This window comes from Acinetobacter sp. IRS14 (assembly GCF_034650275.1).
Taxonomy (GTDB): domain Bacteria; phylum Pseudomonadota; class Gammaproteobacteria; order Pseudomonadales; family Moraxellaceae; genus Acinetobacter; species Acinetobacter oleivorans.
This window is the reverse complement of the sequence record NZ_JAOVFN010000004.1, coordinates 1-26907: the sequence shown is the minus strand read 5'-3', so window position 1 is coordinate 26907 and position 26907 is coordinate 1. Positions and strand designations below refer to the sequence as shown.

The window sequence follows — 26907 nt, the reverse complement described above, 5'->3', positions numbered from 1 at the left end:
CGATGCAACAACAAGTGATTATTGTAGGTGGGGGAATGGTGGGTTTGAGCCTTTCACTCATGCTCGCGAAGGCTAATATTGCGGTAAAGCTATTAGAAGCTGTGAAATACCCAAACTATGATGATCAAAATGTTGCCCCTTACCATTCGAGTTTTGATGCGCGTAATACGGCTTTATCGCGTCGTAGCGTACAGATTTATCAGAAGCTAGGGTTATGGGATGCATTACAGCAACATGCGACCCCAATTTTGCAAGTCCACATTACTGAGCAAGGTAGTTTTGGTAAAGCACGTTTAATTGCAGAACAAGAGAAAGTCGAAAGCTTTGGTCAGGTAATTGAAAATGCTTGGCTTGGGCGTGTGCTTTTAACTCAAGTGCGTCAGCAACCTTTGATTGAACTCATTGATGGTGTACAGGTTACCGCTTTAACTCAAGATGCCGAACTAGTACATATTGAAGCTTTACGTGGTGAGGAAACCTTAAAACTTGAGTCAAAATTATTAATTGCGGCTGATGGACGTGATTCTTTTTGTCGTCAGGCAATTGGTGTGGGTGTTGATGTTCATGATTATGATCAGGTTGCAATTGTGACTACGGTTCAGACATCAAAACCGCATGAACAGGTAGGTTTTGAACGGTTTAGCGCATTAGGTCCTTTAGCCTTATTACCTTTACCAGGTGAGTACCGCCGCTCAGTGGTGTGGCCTGTGAAAAAAGGCACTGAAAATGAATGGTTGGGCGATGAAAATGACCAGCATTTCTTAAGTGCTTTACAACAAACTTATGGTGACCGAGCGGGTAAATTTGAAAAAACGGGTAAACGTTTTAGCTATCCACTTTCACAAGTGCTTGCACATAAACAAGCTGTTGGTCGCGTTATTTTAATGGGTAATGCAGCGCATACAATTCATCCGGTTGCAGGACAAGGTTTTAATTTGTGCTTACGTGATGCAGATGTTTTAGTACGTTATTTAGTGAACCAGTTAAGCACTTCTGATGATTTAGGTAACCCTGATAACTTACTTGCCTATGAGCAAGCTCGTTTATCAGATCAGCAGCGCGTAATTAAGTTCTGTGACACTGTAGTACGTGGTTTTAGTAACCAAAATCCATTATTAAAATTAATTCGTAATACAGGGTTAATTGCGTTTGATGTTATTCCAGGTGTAAAACCATTGGTGGCTAACTATGCAATGGGGTTAAAAGCATGAGTGAAGTGTTGGATGTCGTCATTGTTGGTGGTGGATTGGTTGGTGGTTTAACTGCTTTATTACTTGCGCAAGGTGGCGTACAACCCACAGTGCTTGATGCGGCTCCGGTGCTTGATGTTGAGAAAACATTAAGCGTGATGAATCCACGTGTTTTAGCACTTAGCCAAGCGACCATTCATTTGCTTAAAACGGTAAATGTTTGGGATGATCTTGCACGCCAAATGCCTTATACAGGCATGCAGGTCTGGAATCTTAATGGCTATGGTGAAATTAATTTTGGTCAAGATTCTGCACGTCAGCCTTTAGCTGAGCAAGCCTTAGGTTCTATGGTGGAACCAAGTGTACTGAACGTTGCTATTCAGCAAAAAATGTTGCAGCAGCTTACAGATTACCGTACTCAAGTTCGTGTTACACGTATTGAGCAGGGTGTTGGATGTTGGCATATTCAATTAGCAGATGGTACTACACTTAAAACTAAACTGCTTATTGGTGCAGATGGTGCGAATTCCTTTGTACGTGAACAGGCTTTTATTGACCTTGATGTACTAGATTACAAACAAGCAGCCATTAGCTGTGCAATCAGAACAGCAAAATCCCATCATTATGTTGCCCGTCAAATTTTCCTACCTACAGGACCTTTGGCATATTTACCAATGGCAAGTCTTGAAGAAACGGAAAATGGATATTGGCAATCCATTGTCTGGACACTACCAGATGATTATGCCGATGAATATTCAGCTTTAAACGATACAGCGTTTATGCAGCTTTTAACTCAAGAAAGCCAACACATGTTGGGTGAGGTGTTAGAAGTTCGTTCAAGAGCACAATTTCCGCTCAAAGCTCGCGCTGCAAAACAATATGTAAAAGCAGGTTTAGCTTTGATTGGTGATGCAGCACATGTGATTCATCCACTTGCTGGGCAAGGGGTAAATATTGGTTGTCTTGATGCGGCAGTGCTGTGTGATGTATTGCTTCACGATTTAAACCGTGGTGTATGGGCACATGAGCAAACTTTATTGCGCTATGAACATCGCCGTAAAGGTCAGAATGATGCAATGATGCATAGCATGTCGGCAATTGGTTGGCTTGAAAGCAGTGAGTTATTTTCAGTCGTGTGGGCTCGCAATATGGGGCTTAAGCAAGTTGAGCTGACTCCGGTTTTAAAAGACCGATTTATGCAACAAGCAAATGGTTTAGGGGCTTTACAAAGTACCCGCTATAAGCATTAAAATATTTACTAGGTCTATACTCTACTGAGTGAATTAAATACCAGTAGATATTTTTTGAACAATCATTTATATATCATTACCAATTTGGTCATAAAAGATACGGAATTGACCAAATTGGCTCTTTGCTAAATGCAAAGAGATTGCTAAATTTCTGAGGTCTTGGGACCATAGCAATGATGCAATAAAATCATTCTGGGGAGTGTGAAATGTCAGATATCAATGATTATGAAGATGCAGAAGATTCTGCTGTAGATGAAGATGAAGCGAAAGCAGCCGAAAGCGGTGCAGCTGATGAAGAAGCAGGCAGTTTGAGTGATACTGACCTTGCCGAAGCAGAAACGCTGACTGTAACTGCTAAACAGAAACAGCGCCAAGCGTTGGAAGATGAAGTTGCCGCATTTTTAGCTCGAGGTGGTAGAATTACCGAAGTTCCTCCTGATGAACATAGCGACCATTAATCTTAAAAAAGCATCACATGAGTGGTGCTTTTTTATTTGTATGAAATTATCAAAATAGGTTTAAGGCGAGCTTTGCAGTTCTTTTAAAATTCCACACTCATCTACTGTTCGATTGGTAGAGCAGTGCTGTTTTAAATCAATTAAAGATTCTTTTAAAAGTAATAATCGTTCAATTTTTTCAGTTACTTCATTTAAGTATTTATCTACTAAATTATCAATTTTTGTACATGCCTGTTTAGGCTGAGCTTTCATTTCTTTTAACGTTTTAATATCACTGAGTGAAATATCTAATTCGCGGCAATGCTTAATAAACAATAGATCGTTGAGGGTCTGCTCGGTATAAACACGATAATTATTTTCTGAACGTTGAATACGGTCCAACACACCTACTTTTTCGTAATAACGGATCGTATCAATTGGAACATCCGCTTTTTTTGATAATTGACCAATAGAAAGACTCATAAGGCTTGACTCTGGAGCTACTCAAGGGTTTTTAATTACTATAAAAGAGTTTTTGAGGAAATAAAATGGCTGGATGTGGTTGTGCTTCAACATGTTCTCCTTCAAAGAAAGTGAGTCCACGTTTTAGAAAAGCGTTATGGATTGCACTTGTGATCAATGCTTTGATGTTTGTGGTGGAAATATTGGGTGGTTATAAGGCTCAATCTGTTTCGCTATGGGCCGATGCATTAGATTTTGCCGGAGATGCAGCAAATTATGCTTTATCTTTAGTTGTGCTTTCGATGAGTTTATATTGGCGCGCAACAGCTGCATTGCTTAAAGGAATAACGATGGCCGCTTTCGGTATTTTTGTTATTGCAAAAGTGGTTTGGTCATATTTTTATGGTGTTCCACCTGAGCCTATGGTGATGGGAGCAATTGGCGTGATGGCTTTAATTGCTAACGTTTCAGTCGCGCTTATGCTCTATGCGTACCGTGATGGAGATGCCAATATGCGTTCTGTCTGGTTGTGCAGCAGAAATGATTCTATTGCCAATATTGCTGTGATTTTAGCGGCCGTTGGCGTCTTTGGAACAGGGAGTGTATTTCCCGATTTATTTGTTGCCTTTGTAATTGCGTACTTGGGTGTGTCTTCTGGTTACGCTGTTATAAAACAATCACAGCAAGAAAGAAAACAGTCAAAACTGGTGTTGGGTTCTCAAGCATAATTATGAGCGCATAAAAAGTACCATTCATACGTGGTACTTTTTACTGTTTGAATGCATTAGATAAGTAGTGATATTGCGATACTCCACATAACGCAACCAATAATAAAATCTAAAACTTTCCATGCTTTAGGATTGATAAATAATGGTTTTAATAATCTTGCACCATAACCTAAACTGAAAAAGAAAATCCAAGAGGCAACAATGCTGCCCAAAGCAAAACTAATTTTGTCTTCTAACTGGGTTGCAACTGAACCAATCAGAACAATGGTATCCAAATAGACATGTGGGTTAAGCCAAGTAAAGGCAAGACAGGTCACTAATGCTTGGGTTAAGGTCTGTTTCTGGCTGCTATCAAGCTCCATACTCTGGGTAGTTTTCAAGGCAGCATAGAATGCTTTCGCACCGTAGACCAATAAAAACGTTGCCCCTAAATATTTAGCCACCGTAATTAAGATGGGTGATGCTGTCATGATTTCGGCAAAACCTAATACACCAAACGCGATTAGAATTGAGTCGGACAGCGCACAAATTAAACATAGCCAAAATACATATTGCTGTTTAAGACCTTGTTTTAGAACAAAAGCATTTTGAGCTCCAATTGCTACAATAAGCCCGCTACCAATACCGAAACCTTTAAAAAATATACTAAGAGAGAACATAACAATAAGGTGGAAAAATCAGATGTGGGAATTATCTGACTTTTTCTTAAGAAATAAGTAAAATTAAGAATATTTAGGTTTGGCTAAAAAATATTTAGGTTTGATATGTTAGATAGCAAACAGTGTGAAGCCTTTCTTGCAGTCGCAGAAGTGGGAAGTTTTGATGCAGCAGGTGAGCATTTATATATTACGCCTTCGGCAGTGTCCTTACGTGTGCAAGCTTTGGAAAAGTATTTAGGCCAAATTTTAATTATCCGTGGGCGTCCATGTGCACTTACACAAGCTGGGCAAACGTTATTGCAACATTTACGTCATACGAGATTAATGGAGCAAAACTTATTACAAGGTTTGATGGGAAAATCATCTGAATCGGAATTCTATAAAATTGCTCTAGCATCCAATGCAGATTCGCTAGCGACTTGGCTTTTACCGAGCATTCAGCAAACACTTTTTAAAGAAAAAATAATCTTAGAACTAAAAATTGATGATCAATCGCATACGCATACTTTATTAGAAACAGGGCAAGTCAACGCATGCATCTCGGCAGAAGAACAGGTCATGTCAGGCTGTTTAGCTCAACCACTCGGGAAAATGCGTTATAAAATGTTGGCTTCTGCTGAGTTTGCAGCTGACTGGTTTAAACATGGCGTAAACCGAGAAACTTTAAGAAATGCACCAGCTGTAATTTTTAACCATAAAGATCTTATGCATTCGGAGGTATTACTGAAATATTATGGTTTGCCTTTGCAGAGCTATCCTTATAGTTTTATTCCTGCTACAGATGCGTTTGTGAAAGCAATCCAATTAGGTTTGGGATATGGCATGGTGCCTGAACTTCAGGTTCAATCTTTACTAAGCAATGGAACTTTAGTGGATGTTATACCTGAGGCTGGGCTCGACATTCCGTTATATTGGCACCATTGGAAAAGGCAGTCTAAACAGTTGGATGCACTGACGGAAACTATTGTCGAGTCAGCAAAACACATATTGAGATAGTTTTAGAGGTTTCTCTTTAAATGGCGAGTGGAAATATGCTGAATATAAAACTCTATATCTTGCGCTGAGTAACCTAAAAGTTGTCCAATTCTTCGTTCAAGCTCTACGCATTTTTCAAAATTAGTTTCTTTAAATAAAGTTTCAATACATATCATGAGTTCATTTAAATCTGCTAAAGCTGCATCTTTATAGATCAGCATAATTGAAAAGGGTAAAGGTAGGGAGGTTTCAATATCTTTACTCAGCATTGATAAAGTACCTTGTTCGAGATGCTTTAAAAAACTGACAGGTAATAGATCGTAAAATAGAGCGATAGATTTCTCGCCTGAAAGTAATAATTCTAGTTCTTGTCCTTCATGAGGGCCAAGTTTGCCCATTTGTTCACTCATATTAGTACTCTTATTCTTATATTTTGTTATGCAAAATTAATAGATGGTGATGACACAGGCTATTTGTCATCACCATATCTAATTAAAAAATTAAGATTGAGTTAACTCGAGCGCACGTTGATAAGCGACTTTTTTCTTAATTCCTGTTAAATCGGCAGCAAGTTGAGATGCTGCTTTAACAGATAAGTCTTGAAGTAAACGCTTTAAAAGTTCATCTAGTTTTTCTTGTTCTAGATCTGTTTTTGCAGCTGCACCACCCACAACCACTACAATTTCACCTTTTTCTTGGTTGTGGTCGTTTTCAATGAAGCTGACCAAATCTTTTAAGGTCATTTTTTTGATGGTTTCAAAGGTTTTGGTAATTTCACGTGCAAACCCTACTGGACGGTCTTCACCAAATACCTGAGCCATATCTTTAATAGACTCTAAAATACGATGGGGTGCTTCATAGAAAATTAAGGTCTGGGTTTCATTCTTAAGTTTTTCTAATTGAGAAATACGTTGTGAAGCTCTAGATGGTAAAAATCCTTCAAAGCTAAAACGATCACTCGGTAAACCTACCGCACTTAAAGCAGCAATAGCAGCACATGCGCCTGGCACTGGAACAACTTTAATACCGTTCTCTTGAGCAGCACGGACTAATTTAAAGCCTGGATCACTGATGAGCGGTGTACCTGCATCACTAATTAAAGCAACGCTATCGCCAGCAAGTAATTTTTGAACTAACTGCTCAATTTTATTGCTTTCATTGTGGTCGTGGCATGCAGTAAGTTGAGTCGATATATTATAGTGCTTAAATAATTGTGCTGATTGGCGAGTATCTTCGGCAGCTACAATAGAAACTGATTTTAAAATATCAATTGCGCGGAAAGTCATATCATCTAAGTGCCCGATTGGGGTGGCTACAACAAATAACTGAGCACTCATTTGGTTTTACTCCGTACAGATAAACAATTTTAATCGGGTAGTTTAACCGAAATTATGATTTGGGCGTGAACAATGTCTGCTAGCTTGGGCTTTTCGAAAATGATCTGATTTTCATTTGTTCGATTTAGATCTGATATGTCAGATGAATTTAAGAAAATAACTTATTTATAAAAACATCTAGAGATGCTTTTCATTGGGGAAAATAAAAATGTTATTGGCGCAACAGTTGGGGAAATGGGCAGAGCAAACTGCTTTAAACCTTTTACAAGCACAAAACTATGTATGGGTGACGAGTAATTATCATTCACGCCGTGGTGAAGTGGATTTAATCGTCAAAAGAGGGCAAGAGTTAGTTTTTGTTGAAGTAAAAGCACGTACTATAGGAAATTATGGACAAGCTTGTGAAATGGTAACGTGGACAAAACAGAAGAAAATTATCAAAACGGCGATGCGTTTTTTACAGCGCTATCCATCTTATCAGGATTTTTATTGTCGTTTTGATGTGATTTGTTTTGATTTTCCACAGAAAATTGCAAAAACAGTACAGCATGACTTTTCAAAATTCCATTATGATCTGCAATGGATCGAAAATGCATTTACTTTGGATTAAGAGTTCATTACTCTTTTGAGCAAATTTAAGTCTGATGCTTTATGATCAAGCCAAGAAATTGATAGGAGTCTGGTGGAGTGTTAAACCGTATTGCTGTAACAATGCTTTGTGTCGCAAGTTTATCAGGTTGCGCAAGTTTTATTTCTGGTGGAACAGGCACAGCTCCAGTGGGCACAGATAGCGGTGTCCGCAGTCTAGGCCAAGTATTCATTGACTCTTCAATTAAACGTACAGCGAATATCAACATTTATAAACTTGATCAACGTTTCAAGCAGTCACGTATTAATATTGAAAGCTTCCACAGTACAGTTTTATTAACTGGCCAAGTGCCTGACCCGTACTTGAAACAATTGGCAGAAGACAATCTTAAAGCCATGAGTGATGTGAAAGCCGTACATAACTATATTACGGTGGGTAACAAAGTTAGCTATAACACCATCATGCAAGATGCGGGTGTAACAGCAAATACACGTGCTCTTTTAATGAAAGCGCCAGTTGTATCGGACAGTAAAGTACTTGTCCATACTGAAGATGGTGTTTTATATGTGATGGGCCGTTTAAATACCGCTGAAATTAATGATTTAAATAATGTGCTTCAAAATGTTGGTAACGTGACCAAAATTGTGACGCTCATTGATAATGTTGATTTGGCGCCTGCTCCAGCAGCGAGTACTGGTAGCACAACGACTACACCACTTATTAATAACGTCATTGCTCAGCCAACAGTTCAAACACCTGTTGCAATTGATCCTGACCAAACAGATCCTGCTTCGACTGCACAGTAATATATGAATCTGATTGAACAACTACAAAGCAGAATTGAACAGGCGCGAACTCTCTATAAAGAGTTCCGCCTGTATGATTTGGGGAGTTTTGCTTTAAACCGTTTTACGCCAAAAGATGGTTTTGAACAGGTTCCAAATGTTCGTTATGGGCTAAAGCCTCGCCACCGTTTGGATATTTATAGATCTGTTAAAAAACTATCTCATCAGCCACTCATTGTCTTTGTGCATGGTGGGGCGTGGCAACATGGTAATAAACGAGATTACCTTTTTATTGGTGAGACCTTTGCCAAAGAAGGCTATGACGTTGCTGTTATTAACTACCAGTTAGCACCTAAAAATATTTTCCCAAGTTTTGTTGATGACCTGACTCAAGCATTGAATTATTTGCATCAAAATCAGGGAAAACTGGAAATTTCTACAGAAAATATTGTACTTATGGGGCATTCGGCAGGGGCATTTAATGTGATGTCTGCTGTTTATCACCCTGATTCAACCAAAATTGAGTGTTTAGGGAAAATTAAGGCAATAATCGGTTTAGCTGGCCCATATCATTTTGACTATAAAGGTGATCCACTGGCCGAAGATGCTTTTGATCAAAGCACCTCTTATAAAGAAGTCATGCCATATTATTTCGTTAATCAAAATAATATTAAACATTACCTTTTGATGGCTGAAAATGATCAGATTGTAAAAAAACACAATACTTTAGATATGGATCAAGCGCTTAGAGAGAAGGGTAATCACAGCCATATCGCCGTGATTCCTAAAACTGGGCATATTACAATTTTGGCCAGTCTCTCTAGTTTTATTAGTCATTACTTCAGGACTAAAAGAACTATTTTGCATTTTCTTGAAGAAGTGTTTTAAACGAGAATATCGCCTAAAACACGGCAGATTACCCAGCTTGGGTAATCTGCATAATCATTGAATGAGCAATACTACCTTTAAATGGAATTTCAGGTAATTGATCAATTTTGAAGAATTGTGCATCTGCAATTTCTTCTTCTTGCAGCTTAATTTCACCAGACTCATATTCTGCTCTAAACGCAACCATCAGGTTACTTGGGAAAGGCCAAGGTTGACTTGACATATATTGAACATTTTTGAGTCTTAGGCCTACTTCCTCAAAAGCTTCGCGTTGTACTGCTTCTTCAAGAGTTTCACCAACTTCAACAAAACCTGCAATCAAACCATACATATTGGTTTTATTGTGGACTGACTTCGCTAGCAAGATTTCATCATTACCTCGAGTAATGACCGTAATAATGCATGGGTTTACGCGAGGGTATTGATGATAGCGACAAGAAGGACACACCATTGCGTATTCGGTTGGATGAACTTCTGTCGGGTGTCCGCAGTGGCTACAAAACTTATGATTACGTCGCCATTCAAGTAACTGTACAGCGCGGCTTGCTTGCAAGAACTGTTCTTTCGACCAACTTGTAATGAGTTGGCGAATTGGAACCAGTTGTAAGCCTTCGGGAATGGGTTCCTCAGCAAGCAAGTCACGTGCAATGACCTGCTCATCATGAGTGAAAAGTAAATCACTTGCTAACTTTTCGACTTTGGGTAGTTGAAGGTTGTGATCAACCAGTAATTGTTGATGATGAAAAATATAAGCAAGTGATAATTCAGACATTAAGCTGCCTTTTCTTGAAGTTGTTGACTACTCGACAATGCTACATCAAACATAGATTGTAGAACAGGTTGTTTATTTTTTAAATTGTCAACCAACATGTCAAGGCCCGCTAATACGTTAAAAATACAGTGAATTTGGTCTGTATTAAAAGGTTGGTTTTGCTCAAGTTGTTGTTGAACAAATTGAGCAGTTTCAAGTAAAGCATCTTGTTGAATGGTACTTCCTAGAAATTCGGCCGCGCCTGCTAGCTCTTTTAGTGAACCTGCAATTGCTTCAATATTCTGTGTTGAATCATTTGCATATAACGTAAGACTCTGACAAATAAAATCAATTAAATTTTTTGTCTCGGTGAGTAAGGCTTGATGTGCTTCATCAAGGCGATCTAAAGAAATATTCGTATTATTCACGCTAAGTTGTAAGCGACTAGATGTATATTGGCGGACCAAAATACCAATTGAGTTCATGGCAGACAAAATGCTGTCCATGAGCTGCTGTGCATAGTTTTCATTACTTAATATATTGAGCTGACTTAAACTACTCGCTTGTTGAGAAAGCTCAACTGAGGCTTCATCAAGGTTAAGTAGTTTGAATGTATAAGCGAGCTGTAAAAGACTCGTTTGCAATTGTTGTGCTTTTTCAGTCGACATATTTTGATAGTTATATTCAATATCGTTACGCACTTTGTTCATTTCGCTCAAAATTAATTGGCTGACTGCGTGCATGGTGTCGAAATCAGGACCAAAAAGATGGCGGCTTAAAACCAGTAGTTGCGTATCTGTCGGTGTTTCATCGCCTATATGAAGTTGGTTGCGAATATGGTGAGCAACTTCATCTTCTTGAGCGATCACTATACTTAAAATATCTGCAAGTGCAGGTAAATCAGGCTTGAAAGTTTCCGGCGTTGCTAAGAACTGACCAATATAACTTTCAATATTAATGAGTACACGTAGGCGTGAATCATTTAAAAGCAGGTTATCAATATGGTCGAAAGCATAATTTACGAGTTGCCAATATTGTTGGCTTGGCTGGTGTTTTGCCAAGCTGACCAAATAAGTACTGATCAGTTTAAAAGCCTGATAATGATGAGTAGCTTCTGTTTTATTTAAAAATTGATGAAGAGATAGTTTATAGAGTTGATGAATAAACTGAGTTTTTTCATTAATGAATACTTCTGGGAATGGAAGTTCAAGCGAAGCATTTGCAAGTAAAGGAGCAATCGCTTGTCCAGAAGACGTCAGTGGTTTATTTAAAGCTAATTCTAAATTATTTAAGGTATTAAGAAGAAACTGAGGGACTTGTAATTCACGCAAGCAGATAAATTCAATATATCGTTTTACCATGGTCGTGCCTTCACTCAGCGCAACGACATCATCAGTATTAATTTGCGTTGGTTTCGCAATAATTTTTTGCATCAGCTCAGTTGAATATTGAGTGATTTTTGCAAGATAGGGGATATCAATTAAACGTAGGACTTGAGTGCATTGCTTAAATTGTTCTAATGCATCATCAATACCAAAAGGGAGCGTTTGTTCTTCAATTAAGGTGCTTACTGCACCTTCAACCAGTTTTATTGAGCGATCAATTTCATGTTTGATGATGAGTAAAGCTGTTGGATCGAAATGAATCGAAGTATGCTCAGACATAAACGTTCCCCTTTGAAAAAAAATCAATTGTTATATTCGTAGTGCTCGGTAATTTGAGCTAAAAATCTATGTGACTAATATAACTTAACTTACAAAGGGGAAAAGCTAAAAACGCTAAAGAATCAAAAATTTATTTTGCAAAAAGGCAAGGTTCTCCATGTTTTTTCTCAAATTCTTTGACCCAAGTCTCATGTGTATTTAGCTCTTCTTCAGAAGGGTAAATAACTGGTAGGTCAATTTGAATCCTAGTTTTATTTGTTGTGTTCTGGCTATTTTCACTTTGGGATAAGGCATCTATATCAAAAGAAACCTGTCCACCCGTCATTGCTAGGTAAACGTCTGAAAGAATTTCAGCATCGAGTAATGCACCGTGGAAGGTACGGTCACGTGCCGGAATTTCATAACGTCTTACAAGGGCATCAAGCGAGTTTTTTTGTCCCGGATGTTTGCTTTTTGCTAAAGCTAACGTATCTGTTACCTCACATACTTCGGAAAGCGCGGGAAGGCCAGCGCGTTTAAACTCCATATCTAGGAAGTTCATATCGAAGGTTGCGTTATGCGCAATAATCTCTGCACCTTTTAGATAATCAAAGAGCGTGTCAGCAATTTCTGCATAGAGCGGTTTATCTTTTAAGAAATTATCACTGATACCATGGATATTTTCTGAGTCACCCACTGGTTTTTGCGGGTTAATATAAATATGAATTGAGCTACCGGTAAGTTTCCGGTTAATCATTTCAATAGCGCCCACTTCAATAATTCGGTCGCCATCTTGGAAATAAAAACCAGTGGTTTCCGTATCGAGAATCAGTTGTCGAGGCCCTTGTAATTGTAATTTGGCTTCAGTCACAACAATTTGAGGATGAATATTATTAACGGGTTGCTTACTTTCTGGCTCAGCAGCTTCAACTTCAATAACTTCTTCTTCCACAATAATCATCTCAACTTCTTCGGGCTGTTCAAGATCAATATTATCTTCTTCGGCTACTTCTGCCATATCAAACCCAAAAGGGTCATCAAGCAACCAATCCTCTTCAGGCTTTTTTATATCTTGCAGGGCAGTCGCTTGAACTGTTTTTTTTTGAAGTGCGGTTTGATCGGCTCCGATATTTGCAAGCTCATCGGCCATTTCGTTGCCTGCATGTCCAGCATGGCCTTTAATCCAGTTCCACTCAATATTTCTACCTGCACATACAGCATCTAATTTTTGCCAAAGGTCAGGATTTTTTACATCTTTCCAGTTTTTCTTTTTCCAGCCATGAATCCATTCAGTAATGCCTTGCTTCACATAATTTGAATCTGTCCAAATAATTAAATGAGCATCGGGTGGGCAAAATGAAACGCCTTCAATCGCAGCAGTGAGTTCCATGCGGTTATTGGTTGTCTCAGGTTCACCACCAAATAATTTATGCTCACCCTGCTCGGTAATGACATATGCGCCCCAACCACCTAACCCCGGATTGCCACGACATGCACCATCAACATACAGTGTGATTGTTTGAGACATAAATCGAAACCTAAACTAAAAGAAAAAGAACTGAATATGGTGTATTGTATACGCAAAAAGTTCGGTTCCATCGTTACAAAGCAAGGTTTTTTTAATTTCTTGTAACATTTCCATGCAAATGACATCAAATTATTGCCTTGTCTATCTTGCACGCTTTACTACAATGGCATCGAAGACCTAGGGTTTGTGGCCAAACCCCAAAAAAATATTACGCGAGTTGTTTGGAAGTTTTTATGTATAAACCAACCACATTTGTGTGGCAGCCATCTGCGGCATCATTGTTCAAAATTACCGTACTTAGCTCTGCTTTAGCTGCGTTGGGTATTACAACAGGCTGTTCATCGACTCCGCAATCTGCAAAAACCTCAAAATCGAAACAGGTCAGTGGTGCAGGTTATTTAGATGCGAGTAGTCTTGACTCTTTGGAAGACTTACTCTCAGCAACCGATATGCGCGCTGTAGAAGGCGATCGTCTGCTTATTTTGAAGCATGGTGATGTCTGGAAGCGTATGTCTGTTGGTTTCAAAATGGACTTGAATCATTGGGATTCACGTATTGAAGCTCAGCGTAGCTGGTTTATTTCTCGTCAGCCTTACCTTGATCGCTTGAGTGCTCGTGCCAGTCGTTATTTGTACCATACTGTGAAAGAAGCTGAACGCCGTGGCTTACCGACAGAACTTGCATTATTACCGGTAATTGAAAGTTCTTATGACCCAGCTGCAACAAGTAGTGCAGCAGCAGCGGGCCTTTGGCAGTTTATTCCAAGTACTGGTCGTATTTATGGCTTAAAGCAAACTGGTATGTATGATGGGCGCCGAGATGTGGTTGAATCGACTCGCGCAGCTTATGAGTTTTTAGGAAGCCTCTATAACCAATTTGGTTCTTGGGAACTTGCGTTAGCAGCCTATAATGCTGGCCCTGGACGTATTCAGCAGGCGATTAACCGCAACCAAGCTGCTGGTTTGCCAACTGATTATTGGTCATTAAAATTGCCTCAAGAAACAATGAACTATGTTCCACGTTTCTTAGCTGTTGCTCAAATTATTAAAAATCCAAAGGCTTATGGTGTAGAACTACCACCTATTGCAAATAGACCCCATTTCCGTGAAGTGACTTTATCTGCACCTTTAACGTTAAATGAAATTGCTTCTACAGCAGGATTAAGCCGTGCAGAACTTTATGCATTGAACCCAGGATATCGTGGTGAAGCAGTAGACCCTGCGAGTCCAATGCGTATTTTGATTCCAGCAGATTTAAGTCCTTCAATTGATAATAAATTAAAAGGGAAAAAAACGGGTGGTAGCTCAGGTTGGTGGGCAAATGCAACTTCACCGTCTACACCTACAACTGTTAGTCCATCTACTACAGTGACAACAAGAACAACACCAACAACACAAGTTCAGCCAGTTAAACCTTCTTCACCAGTGAAGAATACTTCAACGATTTCAAAATCTACACCACGTGGTTCAGATGCGTTAGCTGCCTTTGCAGCATCAGCGGATGTACCAAGTGCGCCGCGTATTCCTGTAGCTGTGACGAATGCAGCTAACATTACAAAGCCTGTTAAGATGGAGCCACCAATTTCAGCTGCAGAGCGTGAGAAGATTTTAGCGGCAGTACGAGCTGAAGGTGAGAAAGAAACAGTTCAACAAGCTTTAGAGCCGCAACCAACACAAGCTGAAAAAGATCAAGTCGTTGCTGAATTAAAAGCAATCGCGCCTAAAGGAACTGAAATTGTCGATCCGTATGATGGCAAAATTAGGTTAACCGCAATTCAGACGAGCCAGTCAGTTGCAGAGCAACAAGGTAAAGAGGTCAGTAGAGGTTTTGCTTATCCAAAAACTTTAGCTGAAGACGTGACTGTAGCTAACTCTGAAGACGGACAGCGTAATAAAGACAAACCTTACATCAAGACTGATACTGATGTAGTGGTTGTACAACCTAAAGGTAAGCGCAGTACTTATACCGTTTTACCAGGTGATACGTTGGCCGTTATTGCAATGAAAAATGGCGTAAACTGGCGCGATGTTGCTAAGTGGAACCAGATTGACCCTGAAAAGACGTTATATGTGGGTTCAACACTTTACCTCTATGATGCTAAACCACAAGAAACTCAAACTACTTCTAAAAGTACAGCTAAACCAGATGTATATGTAGTTGAAGCTAACGACAGTTTAAGTGGTGTTGCTAATCAGTTTAATTTGTCAGTAAGACAATTGGCTGAATATAACGATTTATCAGTAACAGATGGTCTATTTGTTGGGCAAAAATTACTGTTAAAAGAGCCAAAGAATAGTCGCTCAAGTGCTAAAGTCGAGCCGAAAGCAGTTCAAGCAAATGCAAAGCGTATAGCAACGAAAAGTTATACTGTGAAGCGCGGTGAATACCTTAAATTAATTGCAGATCGTTATGCGCTCTCTAATCAAGAACTTGCTGAATTAACGCCAGGTTTATCGGCTGGTAGTAACTTGATGGCTGGCCAAAAAATTAATGTACCTACACAAGATATTTCTGTAGATGAAGTTGCTGAAACCAAAACTTCTAGTAAATCTGAGAAAGCTGCTGTTAGTATTTCTTACAAAACAGAAGGCTATAAAGTGCAGCGTGGTGATACTTTATCGAGTATTGCAACGAAATCAAAAATTAGCCTAGCTGAGTTAGCCGAGTTAAATAACTTAAAAGCAAATAGTCATGTACAGCTTGGTCAAACGATAAAAGTACCAGCAGGGTTAAGTGTTCCAGAACAATACGTTGTAAAGTCAGGTGATAGCTTAAATGCGATTGCGAGTAAATATAACTTGCAAACAGGTTATTTGGCTGACTTAAATGGTTTGTCTCGTACTGCTGGGTTACGTGCTGGTCAACGTTTAAAACTAACAGGTACTGTTGAAGAAGAAGCACCAACAAAGCCTTCTAAAAATACTAAAGAAGAAACACCAGAAACGTATACAGTCAAATCTGGTGATAGCTTAGGTAATATCGCTAACCGTTACCACTTACAGTTGGACTACCTTGCATCATTAAATGGTCTTTCACGTACCAGTAGCGTTCGTGTCGGGCAACGTTTAAAGCTAACAGGTGATGTACCTACAGTAGAAACAGCTAAAGTAGACACCAAGTCTTCAACTAAAACAGTTGCGGCTGGTAAAAACACTGAAAGATATACTGTGAAATCTGGTGAGTCTTTAAATAGTATTGCGAGCCGTGCAGGCATTTCAGTTCGTGAACTTGCTGAAATGAATGCATTAAAAGCGAGTGCTAATTTACAGCGCGGCCAAAATATTGTAATTCCAAAAACTGTTGTGGAATACAAAGTGAAGCGTGGTGATACATTAATTGGTCTTGCTAGCAAATACGGTTTAGAAACCAATTTCTTGGCTGAGCTAAATAATTTGACACCTTCTACTCAGCTTCGCATTGGTGATGTTATTAAAGTGCCTAATTTATAAAATAATTAGCAATTTATGCATAAATCATCTTTTCAACTGAGCCTGCTAGTCGGGCTCAGTGTCGTTTCGCATGCAGTTTTTTCTGCACAGCAAACCACTTCATATATAGCGATTCATTCCAAACCTAAATATTTAGGAACGATGGCTATGCCATATGCAAACCCGAATGCTCCTAAAGGTGGTCTGTTAAGTCAGGCCGCTCAAGGAACTTTTGATAACCTCAATAGTATGAATGGTAAGGGGAATGCTACAGAGGGCGTTAATTATCTTTTTGATACTTTAATGACTCAATCATTAGATGAGGTCGGGGTTTTATATCCGCTTTTAGCCGAGAAAGTAAGTTATGACCCAGAAAAAACGCAGTCTGTTACTTTCTATTTAAGCCCTAAAGCGCGTTTTAGTAATGGACAGCCAGTCACTGCGGCAGATGTTAAATTTAGTTTTGATGCCTATCAGACGAAGTCCAATTTAGGTTTACAGATGTACCTTGCTGATTTGGCAAAAACAGAAGTCATTAATGCTCATCAAGTAAAGTTTAGTTTTAAGTCTAACCATAATCCTAAAATGCCATTCATTTTGGCAACCTTACCGATTTATTCAAAAGCGGATTGGCAAAAAAGAGATTTTAGCCGAATTACCCTACAGCCGATTGTTGGTTCGGGGCCATATGTAGTTGAACGAGTTGATGCAGGTAGAAGCATTAGTTATAAAAGAAACCCAAATTATTGGGCAAAAGATTTGCCTATTAACAAGGGGCGTTATAATTTTGACCGATTAAAATATGTCTATTATCGAAATTGGGATATTGCTTTTGAAGGATTTAAATCTGGGCAATACACTTTGCATGAAGAAACTAATCCTAAAAAATGGGTAACAGATTACCGTTTTCCAGCCGTAAAAGCAGGGTTGGTTACTCAATATAAGTTTCGTCACCATAACCCGATTGCCACTGAAAGTTATGTTTTTAACACCAGACGAAAACCTTTAAATGATATTCGTTTTAGACAAGCTTTAACCTATGCCTATGACTTTGAATGGCAAAATAAAGCTTTGTTTTATGGACAATATCAGCGCCTACAAAGTTATTTTGAAAATAGTGAATTAGCAGCAACGGGTCGACCTTCAAAAACTGAATTAGAGTTGTTAAGACCGTTATTGCCTAAGTTATCTCCACTCATGCAACAAGGTGTTTTAGCTGAATGGAAATATCCAGTGTCGGATGCAAGTGGGTTCAACCGTCAGAACTTGTTAACAGCCAGACAATTACTCATACAGGCTGGTTATAAAGTTAAAGAAGGGCAATTATTTACGCCAGAAGGCAAAAAAGTTCAGCTTGAGTTCTTAATTCAGCAAGATGGTAAACAACGAACACTTTTACCTTTTATTCGTAACCTAAAAAAGTTAGGTATTGCAGTTAATTTGCGTCAGGTCGATGCTCCGCAATATTTAGAAAGAACTCGTCGTTACGATTTTGATATGACCACAATGAATCTGCCGCAATCTCTCAACCCAGGCAATGAACAAACTCAGTTTTGGGGAACTATCGCCGCAGCGCAGGATGGAAATTACAATTATGCAGGGGTTCGTAACCCAATAATTGATCAAGTGATTTCAAAACTTGTTGCAAGTAAAAGCCGTGAACAACAGATTATTTATACTCACATTCTCGATCGATTGCTTAGAGCTGGTTATTATCAAATTCCGACCTATGGTAAAGGTGAAAACTGGTATGCTTATTGGAATATGTATCAACAACCTAAAGTTAAACCAGCACTTTCTTCCGGAATAGAATATTGGTGGAGTGATGCAAACAAAGCTAAAACAGTTGCTAAATATTTACATCAACAATAAAAAGCACCTGCCATAAAGGAAATCCTGTTATATGGGTTCATATATTCTCAAGCGACTTCTTTTAATGATTCCCACATTGTTTGTCATTTTATTGATTAACTTTGTGGTTGTGCAAATTGCACCAGGTGGACCAGTTGAGCAAGCAATACATCAGGCACAAAGCGATTTGGGAATTGGTCGTGCATTAAGTGCAGAAACTTATTATCAAGGTGCTCAAGGTTTAAGCCCTGAAATGGTTGAGCAAATTAAGGCTCAGTACGGCTTTGATCGTTCTGCCCCTGAACGATTTTTTCTAATGTTAAAAGGCTATTTAACTTTAGATTTTGGACAAAGTTTCTTTAAAGATAAACCAGTCGTGGAATTGTTGTGGGAAAAAATACCTGTTTCGATTTCGCTTGGGCTAGTGAGCACTTTTCTGATTTATTTAATTTCTATTCCACTTGGGATTAAGAAAGCAAGACAGCAAGGCTCATGGTTTGATCGGTCCACCTCGTTAGTTCTTGTGGTGGGATATGCTGTACCAAGTTTTGTATTTGCCATTTTGTTAGTTGTTTTTTTTGCAGGCGGCTCTTATTTTCAATGGTTTCCCTTACAAAATTTAGTATCAGATAACTTTCATCAACTTAGTCTTTGGGGCAAAGTTACCGATTATTTATGGCATATGACTTTGCCGCTCATTACGATGGTATTAGGTGGTTTTGCCAGTTTAACCTATTTAACTAAATACTCATTTTTAGAAGAACTCAATAAACCCTACGTTTTGGCAGCCTATGCAAAAGGTTTGAATAGCCAACAGGTCTTATATAGGCATGTTTTTCGTAATGCCATTTTAGTTGTACTCGCAGGATTACCAGAGGTGTTAGCGGGTATTTTCTTTGTGGGTAACCTGTTTGTAGAAATTATTTTTCATTTAGATGGGGTGGGGTTGTTGGGCTTTGAAGCAATTGTTCAGCGTGATTATCCTGTTATTTTTGGGGTTTTATTTTTCTTTACTTTATTTAGCCTAATTTTACGTCTCATTTGTGATGTGTTGTATCAATGGATTGATCCAAGAATTCACTTTGATGCACAAGGAGGCAAATAATGTCTTTAATTGTGCGTACACGATTACAGCGTTTTAGGCAGCATAAATTGGGCTGGGCCAGCTTTATTTTATTTAGTCTTATTCTGATTTTGTCCTTAGCTGCGGAGTTGATTGCTAACGATAAACCATTGTTAGTGAAGTATGAAGATTCTTACTATTTGCCAGTGTTTAAAACATATCCAGAAACTGCGTTTGGTGGGGTGTTTGAAACAGAAGCTGATTATAAAGACCCCGCCGTACAAGCGCTTATTGAGACTAAGGGGTGGGCAGTTTGGCCGCTCATTCAATTTTCATATCAAACTCCCAATTTAGACTTGGCCGTTCCTGTGCCATCACCACCCTCTAAGCAAAATTGGTTGGGAACAGATGATCAGGGAAGGGATGTTTTTGCCCGCATTCTTTATGGCTTAAGAGTATCGTTACTTTTCGGTTTAGCTTTAACCTTTTGTTCCGCTTTATTTGGAATTACTGTAGGTGCTATTCAAGGTTATTATGGTGGTTGGATAGATTTATTAGGACAACGTTTGGTTGAGGTCTGGAATGGCTTACCCATGCTTTTTATGGTCATGATTTTAGTCAGTATGTTTGTTCCAAATGTATATTGGCTATTTTTCATTATGTTGTTTTTTGGCTGGACCGTTTTGGTGGGAATTGTCAGAGCAGAATTTTTAAAAGCTCGCCAGTTGGATTATGTTCGTGCAGCCCAAGTTTTGGGAGTGACCGATCGCGCTATTATTTTTAAGCATATTTTGCCCAATGCGATCAGTTCGAGTTTGTCTCAGTTACCTTTTATTTTAACGACCAATATTAGTGCTTTAACTGCTCTTGATTTTTTAGGGTATGGACTGCCGCCCGATGCAGCCTCATTAGGCGAGTTATTATTACAAGGTAAAAATAATTTAGATGCGCCATGGCTAGCAATTTCTGGCTTTTTTAGTCTGGCTATCGTTCTTTCACTTTTAATTTATATTGGGGAGGCGGCCCGTGATGCGTTTGACCCAAGAAAATAATTTAAATATCACCTCAACGTTGTTAAAGGTAGAGCATCTTTCGGTTCAAACCAAAGACCAAAAAGTTTTATTAGAAGATCTAAATTTTTACTTAAGCGAAGGTGAAACACTCGCTATTGTGGGCGAGAGTGGTTCAGGTAAATCGATGAGTTGCTTAGCAATAATGGGATTGCTGCAAGAAAAATTAGAAGTAACGGGTCAGGTCTGGATTGGCTCAAAAAACATGCTTGAGTTAGATGAGAGAGCTCAATCATATTTACGTGGTCGACAAATCGCTATGATTTTTCAAGAACCTGCTACTGCGTTAAATCCGCTACATCGGGTTGAAAAAATTGTAGGAGAAAACCTTCTTTTATCAGGTTTTTCAAAACTTGAAGTTAGAAAGAAAATAGTTGAGCTACTAAAAGATGTGGGAATTGTTGAACCAGAACAAATTTTAAAACGCTATCCACATGAGCTCTCTGGTGGACAAAAACAACGTGTCATGATTGCGATGACATTGGCGCTTCAGCCTAAAGTTTTAATTGCAGATGAGCCTACTACTGCGTTGGATGTGGTCTTACAGATACAGATTTTAGAGCTATTAAAATCTTTACAAGCAAAATATGGAATGGCACTTATTTTAATTAGCCATGATCTAAATTTAGTACATCGCTATGCTGAGAAACTGATTGTATTGCAAAGTGGGCGTGTAGTAGAACAAGGGGAACTGAGCCAAATCTTTGCAAACCCTAAAACAGCTTATACAGCACAGTTATTAGATCATGATTTTGGAAGTGTAGAGTCTAGACCCGTTCAACAGAATGTTTTATCAGTTCGACAGCTCAGCTTGCAATTTCCTATAAGAAAAGGAATTTTAAATCGCATTCAAGGATATTTCACTGCAATAGAAGATTTGAGTTTCGATCTTGCTCAAGGTGAATCACTTGGAGTGGTTGGTGAAAGTGGTGCGGGTAAGTCATCTTTAGCCCTTGCTTTGGTTCAGCTTGTTAAGAGTAAAGGGCAAATTGTTTTTTTAGGGCAAGATTTGAATCAGTTACAGCCAAAAGTGCTACGGTTGATGAGATCAGATTTTCAACTTGTATTCCAAGACCCATTTGGCAGTTTAAACCCACGTATGACGGTAGGACAGATTATTGCTGAAGGATTAAAGCTAAAAGCTGTGAATGAAAAAGAGGTAATCCAACAAGTTGAATCTGCCTTGATAAAAGTTGAGTTGGCTAAAGATTTTCAACATCGTTATCCTCATGAGCTTTCAGGTGGCCAACGTCAACGTGTGGCCTTAGCTAGAGCTTTGGTGATTCAGCCGAAACTTTTAATTTTGGATGAACCTACATCGGCCTTAGATCGGACCACGCAAAAAGCCATGATTAAGTTGTTGCGACAATTACAGCAAACTGAGCAGTTAAGTTATATTTTTATTAGTCATGATCTAAATATTGTGAAATCACTGTGCCATAAAGTGATGGTATTACGTCATGCTAAAGTTGTTGAATATCAGGAAACTGAACTCCTATTTTCTAAGCCTCAAACTGAATATACTAGACAATTAATTAAAGCATCTCTTTAATATTTTATTTTAATTATTTGTTTTTTAATAAAATAATTAAAAAATTTATCTTATGCAAAAAGTTGCATATTTTTATATTCTTTAAAATTGACATGTGCTATTGTCAGTTATCGATTATGTCTTGACACGCCCAATAACTCATTTAAATTAGAGTAATTGCTCTATAATTCAAAAAAAGAGGTTAACCATGAACCAGATTGCTCAACCCATCACAATTCGTAATACCACCTTTAAAAACCGCATTATTAAAGGTGCGATGAGTGAGGCGCTTGCAAATTATGAAGGCCAACCAAATGATTTACATTTGGGCTTATATGGTGCTTGGGCAAAAGGTGAGCTTGGCTGTGCCATTACGGGCAATGTCATGGTAAATGCTGGAGCAAAGAATGAACCGGGTGTTGTGGTTATTGAAACTGAACGTGACCTAGATCGCTTAAAAGAGTGGGCTGCCTTAGGTAAAAAATATGGCATGGTGCAACTGATTCAATTGTCACACCCAGGTCGTCAGTGTCCCAAAGGTTTAAATAAAGAAACTGTGGCACCATCGGCAGTACCTTTTAGCCCAGCTTTAGCAACCATGTTTGGAACGCCACGTGAACTTACTCATGATGAAATTCTTGATATTATTAATCGTTTTGCGACAGCAGCTCAGATCTGTGAAAAAGCAGGTTTTGAAGGGGTGCAATTGCACGGTGCACATGGTTATTTAATTAGTCAGTTTTTATCGCCATTAACCAATAAGCGTACAGATCAATGGGGCGGTTCAGTGGAGAATCGTAGCCGTTTTTTATTAGAGGTTTATAAGGCGGTACGTGACGCAACCTCAGATAATTTTATTATTTCTGTGAAGCTTAACTCGGCCGACTTTCAGCGTGGCGGTATTAGCGAAGAAGATGTGATTTCAGTGTTTAAAGCAGTAGATGAAGCTGGTATCGATTTAATTGAAATTTCAGGTGGTACTTACGAGGCACCAGCAATGGCTGGGGCTAAAGCGGATAAACGTAAAGCAAGCACGATTGCGCGTGAAGCATACTTTTTAGATTTTGCTGAGAAAATCCGTCAGCATGTTAAATGTAAGCTCATGGTAACAGGTGGGTTCCGTACTGTAGAGGGCATGAATGCTGCACTCGCAAGTGGCGCATGTGACTTTATTGGTATTGCTCGCCCATTTGCAGTTGAAACTGATTTAACAGAACGTTTAATTGCAGGGCAAGACGTGCGTTATGCCGTAAAACCGATTAAAACGGGCTTACCTTTTGTTGATAAAATGGCAATTATGGAAATTATTTGGTATGCCGCTCAATTTAAAACCATTGGTAAGGGTAAAAAACCAAATCCAAAACTTTCACCACTTGTGGTGTTTTTAAATTATGCCAAAGGCAATATTAAAGCGGTGATTCAAGGACAAGTGAATTCGCGTAAGTCTGCATAATTTCATTACCATGCAGTCGTCCAGTAAGCGTTAAATGTAGAAGCAGACCATTGGCCTTTAATTAAAGCCTTGTTAAAGGCCGGTCTGTTTTCTATTTGAGCAAGATAACGGTGTATATGTTTAAACTGACTGTAATTTTGTGAGCAAGCCAGTAATGGAAACCACATCAAAATATCAGCAATAGTAAACTGATCTCCGGCAAACCAGGCGTGTTGCTCTAAATGTTCATCAATCATTCTCATTTGTTGTTGTAGTGATTGATTGAGATAGCCTTGATCGAATCCATATTTTAAAAGTTTAGGAATGAAACGGATTGGGAACGGTGTATGTTGTGCAATTTGGTGAAAGATTTGTTTGAGTACTAAATCGGGAATGAATGTTGCCTCACAATAATTTTTCCAATAATAAAAATTTAGGAGTTGTTGGTTTAATAGGTTGCTCGTTCCCAATTGTGGATGTAAATGAGATAGGTAATCTAAAATTGCTGAGGTTTCGGCTAAGACTGAAGTCTTTTCTTGTTCAATAATTTCGAGAGTTGGAAATTTTGATAATTGATGAGGTGAGTTTTTATCTTTGCTTATAACTGAATGATCTTTAATAGTGAGCTCATAGTTGAGTTCTAATTCTTCTAAAAACCAAATGATGCGTTGAGAGCGCGAATTTTTTAGGTGAAATAATCGAATTTGCATGTCATGTTCAAATTATAGTTTTGATCTATGTTGAGTATAGAACATAATTTAATTATAAAAATATTTATAAATCAGTAAATTATATTTTTTCTATAAAAGTAGCTTAATAAAAAGCCACTGCCTTAAAAATGCAGTGGCTTTTTATTGTTTGATATCTCTAACGAGATTTGACCTACAAGTTTGTCTGAAACTGCTGTATATCAGATGTCTTTATAGTTCAATTTAGAACGTATAGCTCATACCCAATTGAACAGTACGCGATTCACCTGGATACGCATATAGATTGAAAGCGCTTTCATCATAAACTTTGTCAAAAAGATTTTTCAGATCTAAGTTAATACGAAGTTTTGGTGTTGCCTGATAATAAGAAACCAAGTCTGTAACTGCATAACTTTTCATTGTATAAGTGCTATTGGCTGTTTGACCCGCACGCTTATCAATATATTTTTGATTAATGCCCAGACCTAAGCCTTGTAAAGGGCCATCCTGAAATTCATAGATATTTAAAAGATTAAAACTATTCTTTGGAATATTGGCTAAAGCCGTTCCTTTTTTTAGAGTGTTGTCTTTAGTCACTTCAGCATCTGTATAGGCATATCCACCAATAATTTTCCAAGCTGGAGTAATTTGCCCTGCAACATTTAGCTCAATACCTTGGCTACGAACTTCGCCAGCAGCAACTTTATAGGCTGAATCTACAGGATCGAGGGTTAATACATTTTCTTTTTTTGCATAAAAAATAGCAGAGTCAACCGATAGCATATTGTCGAGTGCTTGCCATTTAAAGCCTAACTCATAAGCCATGCCTTCTTCTGGGTCAAAACCTTCTCCATTACGGCTAGCCCCCGTGTTTGGTTTAAAAGATTTTGCAGCATTGCTATAGATTGAAAGGTCATCACGCGCTTTAAAAACTAAACCTAAACGCGGAATAAATGCATCATGACTGGTATTCCAGTTTGCCGTATTTGGTAATAGGTTTTTGTAATCATGTTCGTAGTGCTCAAAACGTAAACCCAATAGTGCACTTAAACGTTCGTTTAAATCGATTTGATCTTGTACAAAAAGGGCAGTTGTTTTTAAATTTTCGCGGTCATGTGTTGCTACGCTATTAAGTTCAGGTAAAGGCTGTCCTAGAACTGGATCATAGATATTAATAGGATAGTTGTTTGAATTTGGGTCTGAACGAATAATGTATGACTTATAGTCATAATTTTCATATTCAAGCCCAGTCACTAAGGTATGTGTTAAACCTAAAAGTTGGAAATTACCTGTTAGATTGATCTGCGCATCAGTATCTTGCCACTTTAATTCCCGATAGCTGTAATTTCTGTTAATTTTTTCTATATCATTTTTATTAACACCGCTTCCTTCTACCGCATAGCCATACAATTTGCCGTTTAAATATTGCACACCAGCATTCAGCTTCCATTCATTTCCAAGGTCGTGCTCGACTCGTAATTGAGTCATATTGTTATCATTGTAAAGCCGGTTGTTGTATTTACCTGTTTCCCATAAATAGGTTTCTGGTGAGCTATTAAAAGATTTCTGTGTTGGATAACGTGTTTGTCCACGATCAAGCGGATGCTGATTTCTTAAAATATCGGCTTCAAAGGTAACTTTAGTCGCGTCGGAAGCTTGCCATTGAATGACTGGCGCAATGCCGTAACGTTTAGATTCGACATTGTCGCGATAACTCTCACCGCCTTCTGCAATCACATTGAGGCGATAACCAATATTTTCTGCATTTGGAATAGTACCTGTCGTGTCGACAGTGGTGCGATATAAACCTTCACTGTTAAGCTGGGCACCTAAAGTAGTTTGTTGCTCAGACTTTGGTGTTTTAGAAATTAAGTTAAACGTACCACCCGGATCACCACGGCCATACAAGCTAGAAGAGGGACCACGTAAAACGTCTACGCGTTCAATCGTGTTGCTATCTGGAGCGTTCGGATAACCACGGTTAATTGGGAATCCATTACGGTAAAACTCACCGCTAGTGAAACCACGAAGGTTAAACCCTGTTAAGCCTTGCCCCCCAAAGTTATTAGCACGAGTAACGCCGCCAGCTAAATCAAGCGCTTCAATTAAACGTGTTGCGCCAATATCTTCAATTACTTTTTGAGTCACTACACTGACAGATTGCGGCGTATCTTTTAATGCGACTTCGGTGCGTGTTGCGCTACTTGAATTATCTACTTTGTAAGTTTGATCAGCGGCTTGTTGAGCTTTAATTGTAATGGTAGCAAGAGTGGTTGAAGAGTTGTCAGTGTCTGCAACAGCAGTTGAGATACAATAGAGTTGAGCAATGCTCAGGGAGAGGAGACGAAGCTTAAGATCCATTTAAAACCTTGTTGATAATAAATATCAGTATAAAAATAAGAATTATTATATTGTAAATCTATGTAAAGAAAATACTGGATTAGTGATATTTGAATACAAATGTATTTTATTTGGAAATAAGAGAGGTTAAAGCAATAAATAGAATATTAAGAAAATAAAAAGAAGTTTTATAAAAATAGAATAATGGCGTCCCTACGGGGATTCGAACCCCGGTTACCGCCGTGAAAGGGCGATGTCCTAGGCCTCTAGACGATAGGGAC

General features: G+C 38.6%; 23 protein-coding genes and 1 tRNA gene. 14 read left to right on the top strand and 10 right to left on the bottom strand.

Features of this window, described 5'->3' with window-relative positions; all coding sequences use genetic code 11:
* Positions 1–2 precede the first annotated feature (2 nt).
* The 3 genes from ODQ17_RS05125 (at position 3) to ODQ17_RS05115 (ending at position 2898) form a co-directional block, all read left to right on the top strand.
* Positions 3–1211 (top strand): FAD-dependent monooxygenase, encoded by a 1209-nt coding sequence (locus ODQ17_RS05125; protein WP_322902149.1) that lies wholly within the window; start codon positions 3–5, stop codon positions 1209–1211.
* Positions 1208–2440 (top strand): FAD-dependent monooxygenase, encoded by a 1233-nt coding sequence (locus tag ODQ17_RS05120; RefSeq protein WP_322902147.1) that lies wholly within the window; start codon positions 1208–1210, stop codon positions 2438–2440. The genes ODQ17_RS05125 and ODQ17_RS05120 overlap by 4 nt, the downstream gene beginning before the upstream one ends.
* 206 nt (positions 2441–2646) lie before the next feature.
* Complete coding sequence (locus ODQ17_RS05115) at positions 2647–2898, top strand: hypothetical protein (protein WP_005303414.1); 252 nt, start codon at positions 2647–2649, stop codon at positions 2896–2898.
* 60 nt (positions 2899–2958) lie between these two features.
* Here ODQ17_RS05115 and ODQ17_RS05110 read toward each other — a convergent pair whose 3' ends face one another.
* On the bottom strand, positions 2959–3360 hold the full coding sequence (locus ODQ17_RS05110) for a MerR family transcriptional regulator (protein WP_174764785.1): 402 nt from the start codon (positions 3358–3360) through the stop codon (positions 2959–2961).
* A gap of 65 nt (positions 3361–3425) precedes the next feature.
* Between ODQ17_RS05110 and ODQ17_RS05105 the strand changes: the two genes are divergently transcribed.
* Positions 3426–4067: a cation transporter gene (locus tag ODQ17_RS05105; RefSeq protein WP_174742044.1), complete on the top strand. Its 642-nt coding sequence runs from the start codon at positions 3426–3428 to the stop codon at positions 4065–4067.
* 56 nt (positions 4068–4123) lie between these two features.
* Here ODQ17_RS05105 and ODQ17_RS05100 read toward each other — a convergent pair whose 3' ends face one another.
* Positions 4124–4726, bottom strand: coding sequence for a LysE/ArgO family amino acid transporter (locus ODQ17_RS05100; RefSeq protein WP_016138876.1), 603 nt, complete (start codon positions 4724–4726; stop codon positions 4124–4126).
* A 105-nt stretch (positions 4727–4831) separates the two neighbouring features.
* Here ODQ17_RS05100 and ODQ17_RS05095 point away from each other — a divergent pair, with 105 nt between their 5' ends.
* A complete protein-coding gene (locus ODQ17_RS05095; protein ID WP_199942541.1) occupies positions 4832–5722 on the top strand; it encodes a LysR family transcriptional regulator ArgP in 891 nt (296 codons plus the stop codon).
* Positions 5723–5724: 2 nt separating this feature from the next.
* Here the strand turns inward: ODQ17_RS05095 and ODQ17_RS05090 are convergent, their stop codons facing one another.
* Both ODQ17_RS05090 and rsmI read right to left on the bottom strand, forming a co-directional pair.
* Positions 5725–6111, bottom strand: a complete 387-nt coding sequence (locus ODQ17_RS05090; protein ID WP_199942540.1) for a hemin receptor — start codon at positions 6109–6111, stop codon at positions 5725–5727.
* 90 nt (positions 6112–6201) lie between these two features.
* Complete coding sequence (gene rsmI / locus ODQ17_RS05085; protein WP_009390409.1) at positions 6202–7038, bottom strand: 16S rRNA (cytidine(1402)-2'-O)-methyltransferase; 837 nt, start codon at positions 7036–7038, stop codon at positions 6202–6204.
* Between the two features lie 208 nt (positions 7039–7246).
* On the opposite strand from rsmI, the gene ODQ17_RS05080 reads away from it, so the two are divergent.
* From ODQ17_RS05080 to ODQ17_RS05070, 3 genes are all read left to right on the top strand, one after another.
* Positions 7247–7648, top strand: a complete 402-nt coding sequence (locus ODQ17_RS05080) for a YraN family protein (protein WP_003652834.1) — start codon at positions 7247–7249, stop codon at positions 7646–7648.
* Positions 7649–7725: 77 nt separating this feature from the next.
* Positions 7726–8433, top strand: coding sequence for a BON domain-containing protein (locus ODQ17_RS05075; protein WP_199942539.1), 708 nt, complete (start codon positions 7726–7728; stop codon positions 8431–8433).
* Positions 8434–8436: 3 nt separating this feature from the next.
* Positions 8437–9300: an alpha/beta hydrolase gene (locus ODQ17_RS05070; RefSeq protein ID WP_199942538.1), complete on the top strand. Its 864-nt coding sequence runs from the start codon at positions 8437–8439 to the stop codon at positions 9298–9300.
* 28 nt (positions 9301–9328) lie between these two features.
* Here ODQ17_RS05070 and nudC read toward each other — a convergent pair whose 3' ends face one another.
* From nudC to dnaQ, 3 genes are all read right to left on the bottom strand, one after another.
* Positions 9329–10072, bottom strand: a complete 744-nt coding sequence (gene nudC, locus ODQ17_RS05065) for an NAD(+) diphosphatase (RefSeq protein ID WP_322902140.1) — start codon at positions 10070–10072, stop codon at positions 9329–9331.
* The gene (locus ODQ17_RS05060; protein ID WP_322902138.1) at positions 10072–11715 is read right to left on the bottom strand and encodes a chemotaxis protein; all 1644 of its coding nucleotides are present in this window, start codon (positions 11713–11715) and stop codon (positions 10072–10074) included. Before ODQ17_RS05060 ends, nudC begins: the two co-directional genes overlap by 1 nt.
* A gap of 130 nt (positions 11716–11845) precedes the next feature.
* Positions 11846–13222, bottom strand: a complete 1377-nt coding sequence (dnaQ, locus tag ODQ17_RS05055) for a DNA polymerase III subunit epsilon (RefSeq protein ID WP_111856110.1) — start codon at positions 13220–13222, stop codon at positions 11846–11848.
* A gap of 233 nt (positions 13223–13455) precedes the next feature.
* On the opposite strand from dnaQ, the gene ODQ17_RS05050 reads away from it, so the two are divergent.
* The 6 genes from ODQ17_RS05050 (at position 13456) to ODQ17_RS05025 (ending at position 23618) form a co-directional block, all read left to right on the top strand.
* Positions 13456–16671 carry a lytic transglycosylase gene (locus tag ODQ17_RS05050; RefSeq protein ID WP_322902135.1) on the top strand — a complete coding sequence of 1072 codons (3216 nt, stop codon included), beginning with the start codon at positions 13456–13458 and terminating at the stop codon, positions 16669–16671.
* 15 nt (positions 16672–16686) lie between these two features.
* Complete coding sequence (locus ODQ17_RS05045) at positions 16687–18522, top strand: extracellular solute-binding protein (RefSeq protein WP_322902132.1); 1836 nt, start codon at positions 16687–16689, stop codon at positions 18520–18522.
* Between the two features lie 31 nt (positions 18523–18553).
* On the top strand, positions 18554–19606 hold the full coding sequence (locus ODQ17_RS05040) for a microcin C ABC transporter permease YejB (RefSeq protein ID WP_322902130.1): 1053 nt from the start codon (positions 18554–18556) through the stop codon (positions 19604–19606).
* Positions 19606–20616: an ABC transporter permease gene (locus tag ODQ17_RS05035; protein WP_322902128.1), complete on the top strand. Its 1011-nt coding sequence runs from the start codon at positions 19606–19608 to the stop codon at positions 20614–20616. Before ODQ17_RS05040 ends, ODQ17_RS05035 begins: the two co-directional genes overlap by 1 nt.
* Entirely contained in the window at positions 20591–22186 is a 1596-nt protein-coding gene (locus ODQ17_RS05030; protein ID WP_322902127.1) for an ABC transporter ATP-binding protein, read from the top strand. The genes ODQ17_RS05035 and ODQ17_RS05030 overlap by 26 nt, the downstream gene beginning before the upstream one ends.
* A 187-nt stretch (positions 22187–22373) precedes the next feature.
* Positions 22374–23618 (top strand): NADH:flavin oxidoreductase/NADH oxidase family protein, encoded by a 1245-nt coding sequence (locus ODQ17_RS05025; RefSeq protein WP_322902124.1) that lies wholly within the window; start codon positions 22374–22376, stop codon positions 23616–23618.
* Positions 23619–23623: 5 nt separating this feature from the next.
* On the opposite strand, the gene ODQ17_RS05020 is transcribed toward ODQ17_RS05025, so the two are convergent.
* The 3 genes from ODQ17_RS05020 to ODQ17_RS05010 all read right to left on the bottom strand — a co-directional run bounded on the left by ODQ17_RS05020 (position 23624) and on the right by ODQ17_RS05010 (position 26907).
* Positions 23624–24307 carry a glutathione binding-like protein gene (locus tag ODQ17_RS05020; RefSeq protein ID WP_322902122.1) on the bottom strand — a complete coding sequence of 228 codons (684 nt, stop codon included), beginning with the start codon at positions 24305–24307 and terminating at the stop codon, positions 23624–23626.
* Positions 24308–24529: 222 nt separating this feature from the next.
* Positions 24530–26647, bottom strand: coding sequence for a TonB-dependent siderophore receptor (locus ODQ17_RS05015; RefSeq protein ID WP_322902120.1), 2118 nt, complete (start codon positions 26645–26647; stop codon positions 24530–24532).
* Between the two features lie 184 nt (positions 26648–26831).
* Positions 26832–26907: transfer RNA gene (locus ODQ17_RS05010), tRNA-Glu, on the bottom strand.

What these genes read in the sequence shown, in the direction of transcription:
- ODQ17_RS05110 (WP_174764785.1), bottom strand. Translation starts at nt 3,360, where the DNA reads ATGAGTCTTTCTATTGGTCAATTATCAAAAAAAGCGGATGTTCCAATT.
- ODQ17_RS05070 (WP_199942538.1), top strand. Translation starts at nt 8,437, where the DNA reads ATGAATCTGATTGAACAACTACAAAGCAGAATTGAACAGGCGCGAACT.
- ODQ17_RS05100 (WP_016138876.1), bottom strand. Translation starts at nt 4,726, where the DNA reads ATGTTCTCTCTTAGTATATTTTTTAAAGGTTTCGGTATTGGTAGCGGG.
- ODQ17_RS05095 (WP_199942541.1), top strand. Translation starts at nt 4,832, where the DNA reads ATGTTAGATAGCAAACAGTGTGAAGCCTTTCTTGCAGTCGCAGAAGTG.
- nudC (WP_322902140.1), bottom strand. Translation starts at nt 10,072, where the DNA reads ATGTCTGAATTATCACTTGCTTATATTTTTCATCATCAACAATTACTG.
- ODQ17_RS05050 (WP_322902135.1), top strand. Translation starts at nt 13,456, where the DNA reads ATGTATAAACCAACCACATTTGTGTGGCAGCCATCTGCGGCATCATTG.
- ODQ17_RS05115 (WP_005303414.1), top strand. Translation starts at nt 2,647, where the DNA reads ATGTCAGATATCAATGATTATGAAGATGCAGAAGATTCTGCTGTAGAT.
- ODQ17_RS05060 (WP_322902138.1), bottom strand. Translation starts at nt 11,715, where the DNA reads ATGTCTGAGCATACTTCGATTCATTTCGATCCAACAGCTTTACTCATC.
- dnaQ (WP_111856110.1), bottom strand. Translation starts at nt 13,222, where the DNA reads ATGTCTCAAACAATCACACTGTATGTTGATGGTGCATGTCGTGGCAAT.
- ODQ17_RS05015 (WP_322902120.1), bottom strand. Translation starts at nt 26,647, where the DNA reads ATGGATCTTAAGCTTCGTCTCCTCTCCCTGAGCATTGCTCAACTCTAT.
- ODQ17_RS05105 (WP_174742044.1), top strand. Translation starts at nt 3,426, where the DNA reads ATGGCTGGATGTGGTTGTGCTTCAACATGTTCTCCTTCAAAGAAAGTG.
- ODQ17_RS05020 (WP_322902122.1), bottom strand. Translation starts at nt 24,307, where the DNA reads ATGCAAATTCGATTATTTCACCTAAAAAATTCGCGCTCTCAACGCATC.
- ODQ17_RS05025 (WP_322902124.1), top strand. Translation starts at nt 22,374, where the DNA reads ATGAACCAGATTGCTCAACCCATCACAATTCGTAATACCACCTTTAAA.
- ODQ17_RS05035 (WP_322902128.1), top strand. Translation starts at nt 19,606, where the DNA reads ATGTCTTTAATTGTGCGTACACGATTACAGCGTTTTAGGCAGCATAAA.
- ODQ17_RS05040 (WP_322902130.1), top strand. Translation starts at nt 18,554, where the DNA reads ATGGGTTCATATATTCTCAAGCGACTTCTTTTAATGATTCCCACATTG.
- rsmI (WP_009390409.1), bottom strand. Translation starts at nt 7,038, where the DNA reads ATGAGTGCTCAGTTATTTGTTGTAGCCACCCCAATCGGGCACTTAGAT.
- ODQ17_RS05090 (WP_199942540.1), bottom strand. Translation starts at nt 6,111, where the DNA reads ATGAGTGAACAAATGGGCAAACTTGGCCCTCATGAAGGACAAGAACTA.
- ODQ17_RS05080 (WP_003652834.1), top strand. Translation starts at nt 7,247, where the DNA reads ATGTTATTGGCGCAACAGTTGGGGAAATGGGCAGAGCAAACTGCTTTA.
- ODQ17_RS05120 (WP_322902147.1), top strand. Translation starts at nt 1,208, where the DNA reads ATGAGTGAAGTGTTGGATGTCGTCATTGTTGGTGGTGGATTGGTTGGT.
- ODQ17_RS05125 (WP_322902149.1), top strand. Translation starts at nt 3, where the DNA reads ATGCAACAACAAGTGATTATTGTAGGTGGGGGAATGGTGGGTTTGAGC.
- ODQ17_RS05045 (WP_322902132.1), top strand. Translation starts at nt 16,687, where the DNA reads ATGCATAAATCATCTTTTCAACTGAGCCTGCTAGTCGGGCTCAGTGTC.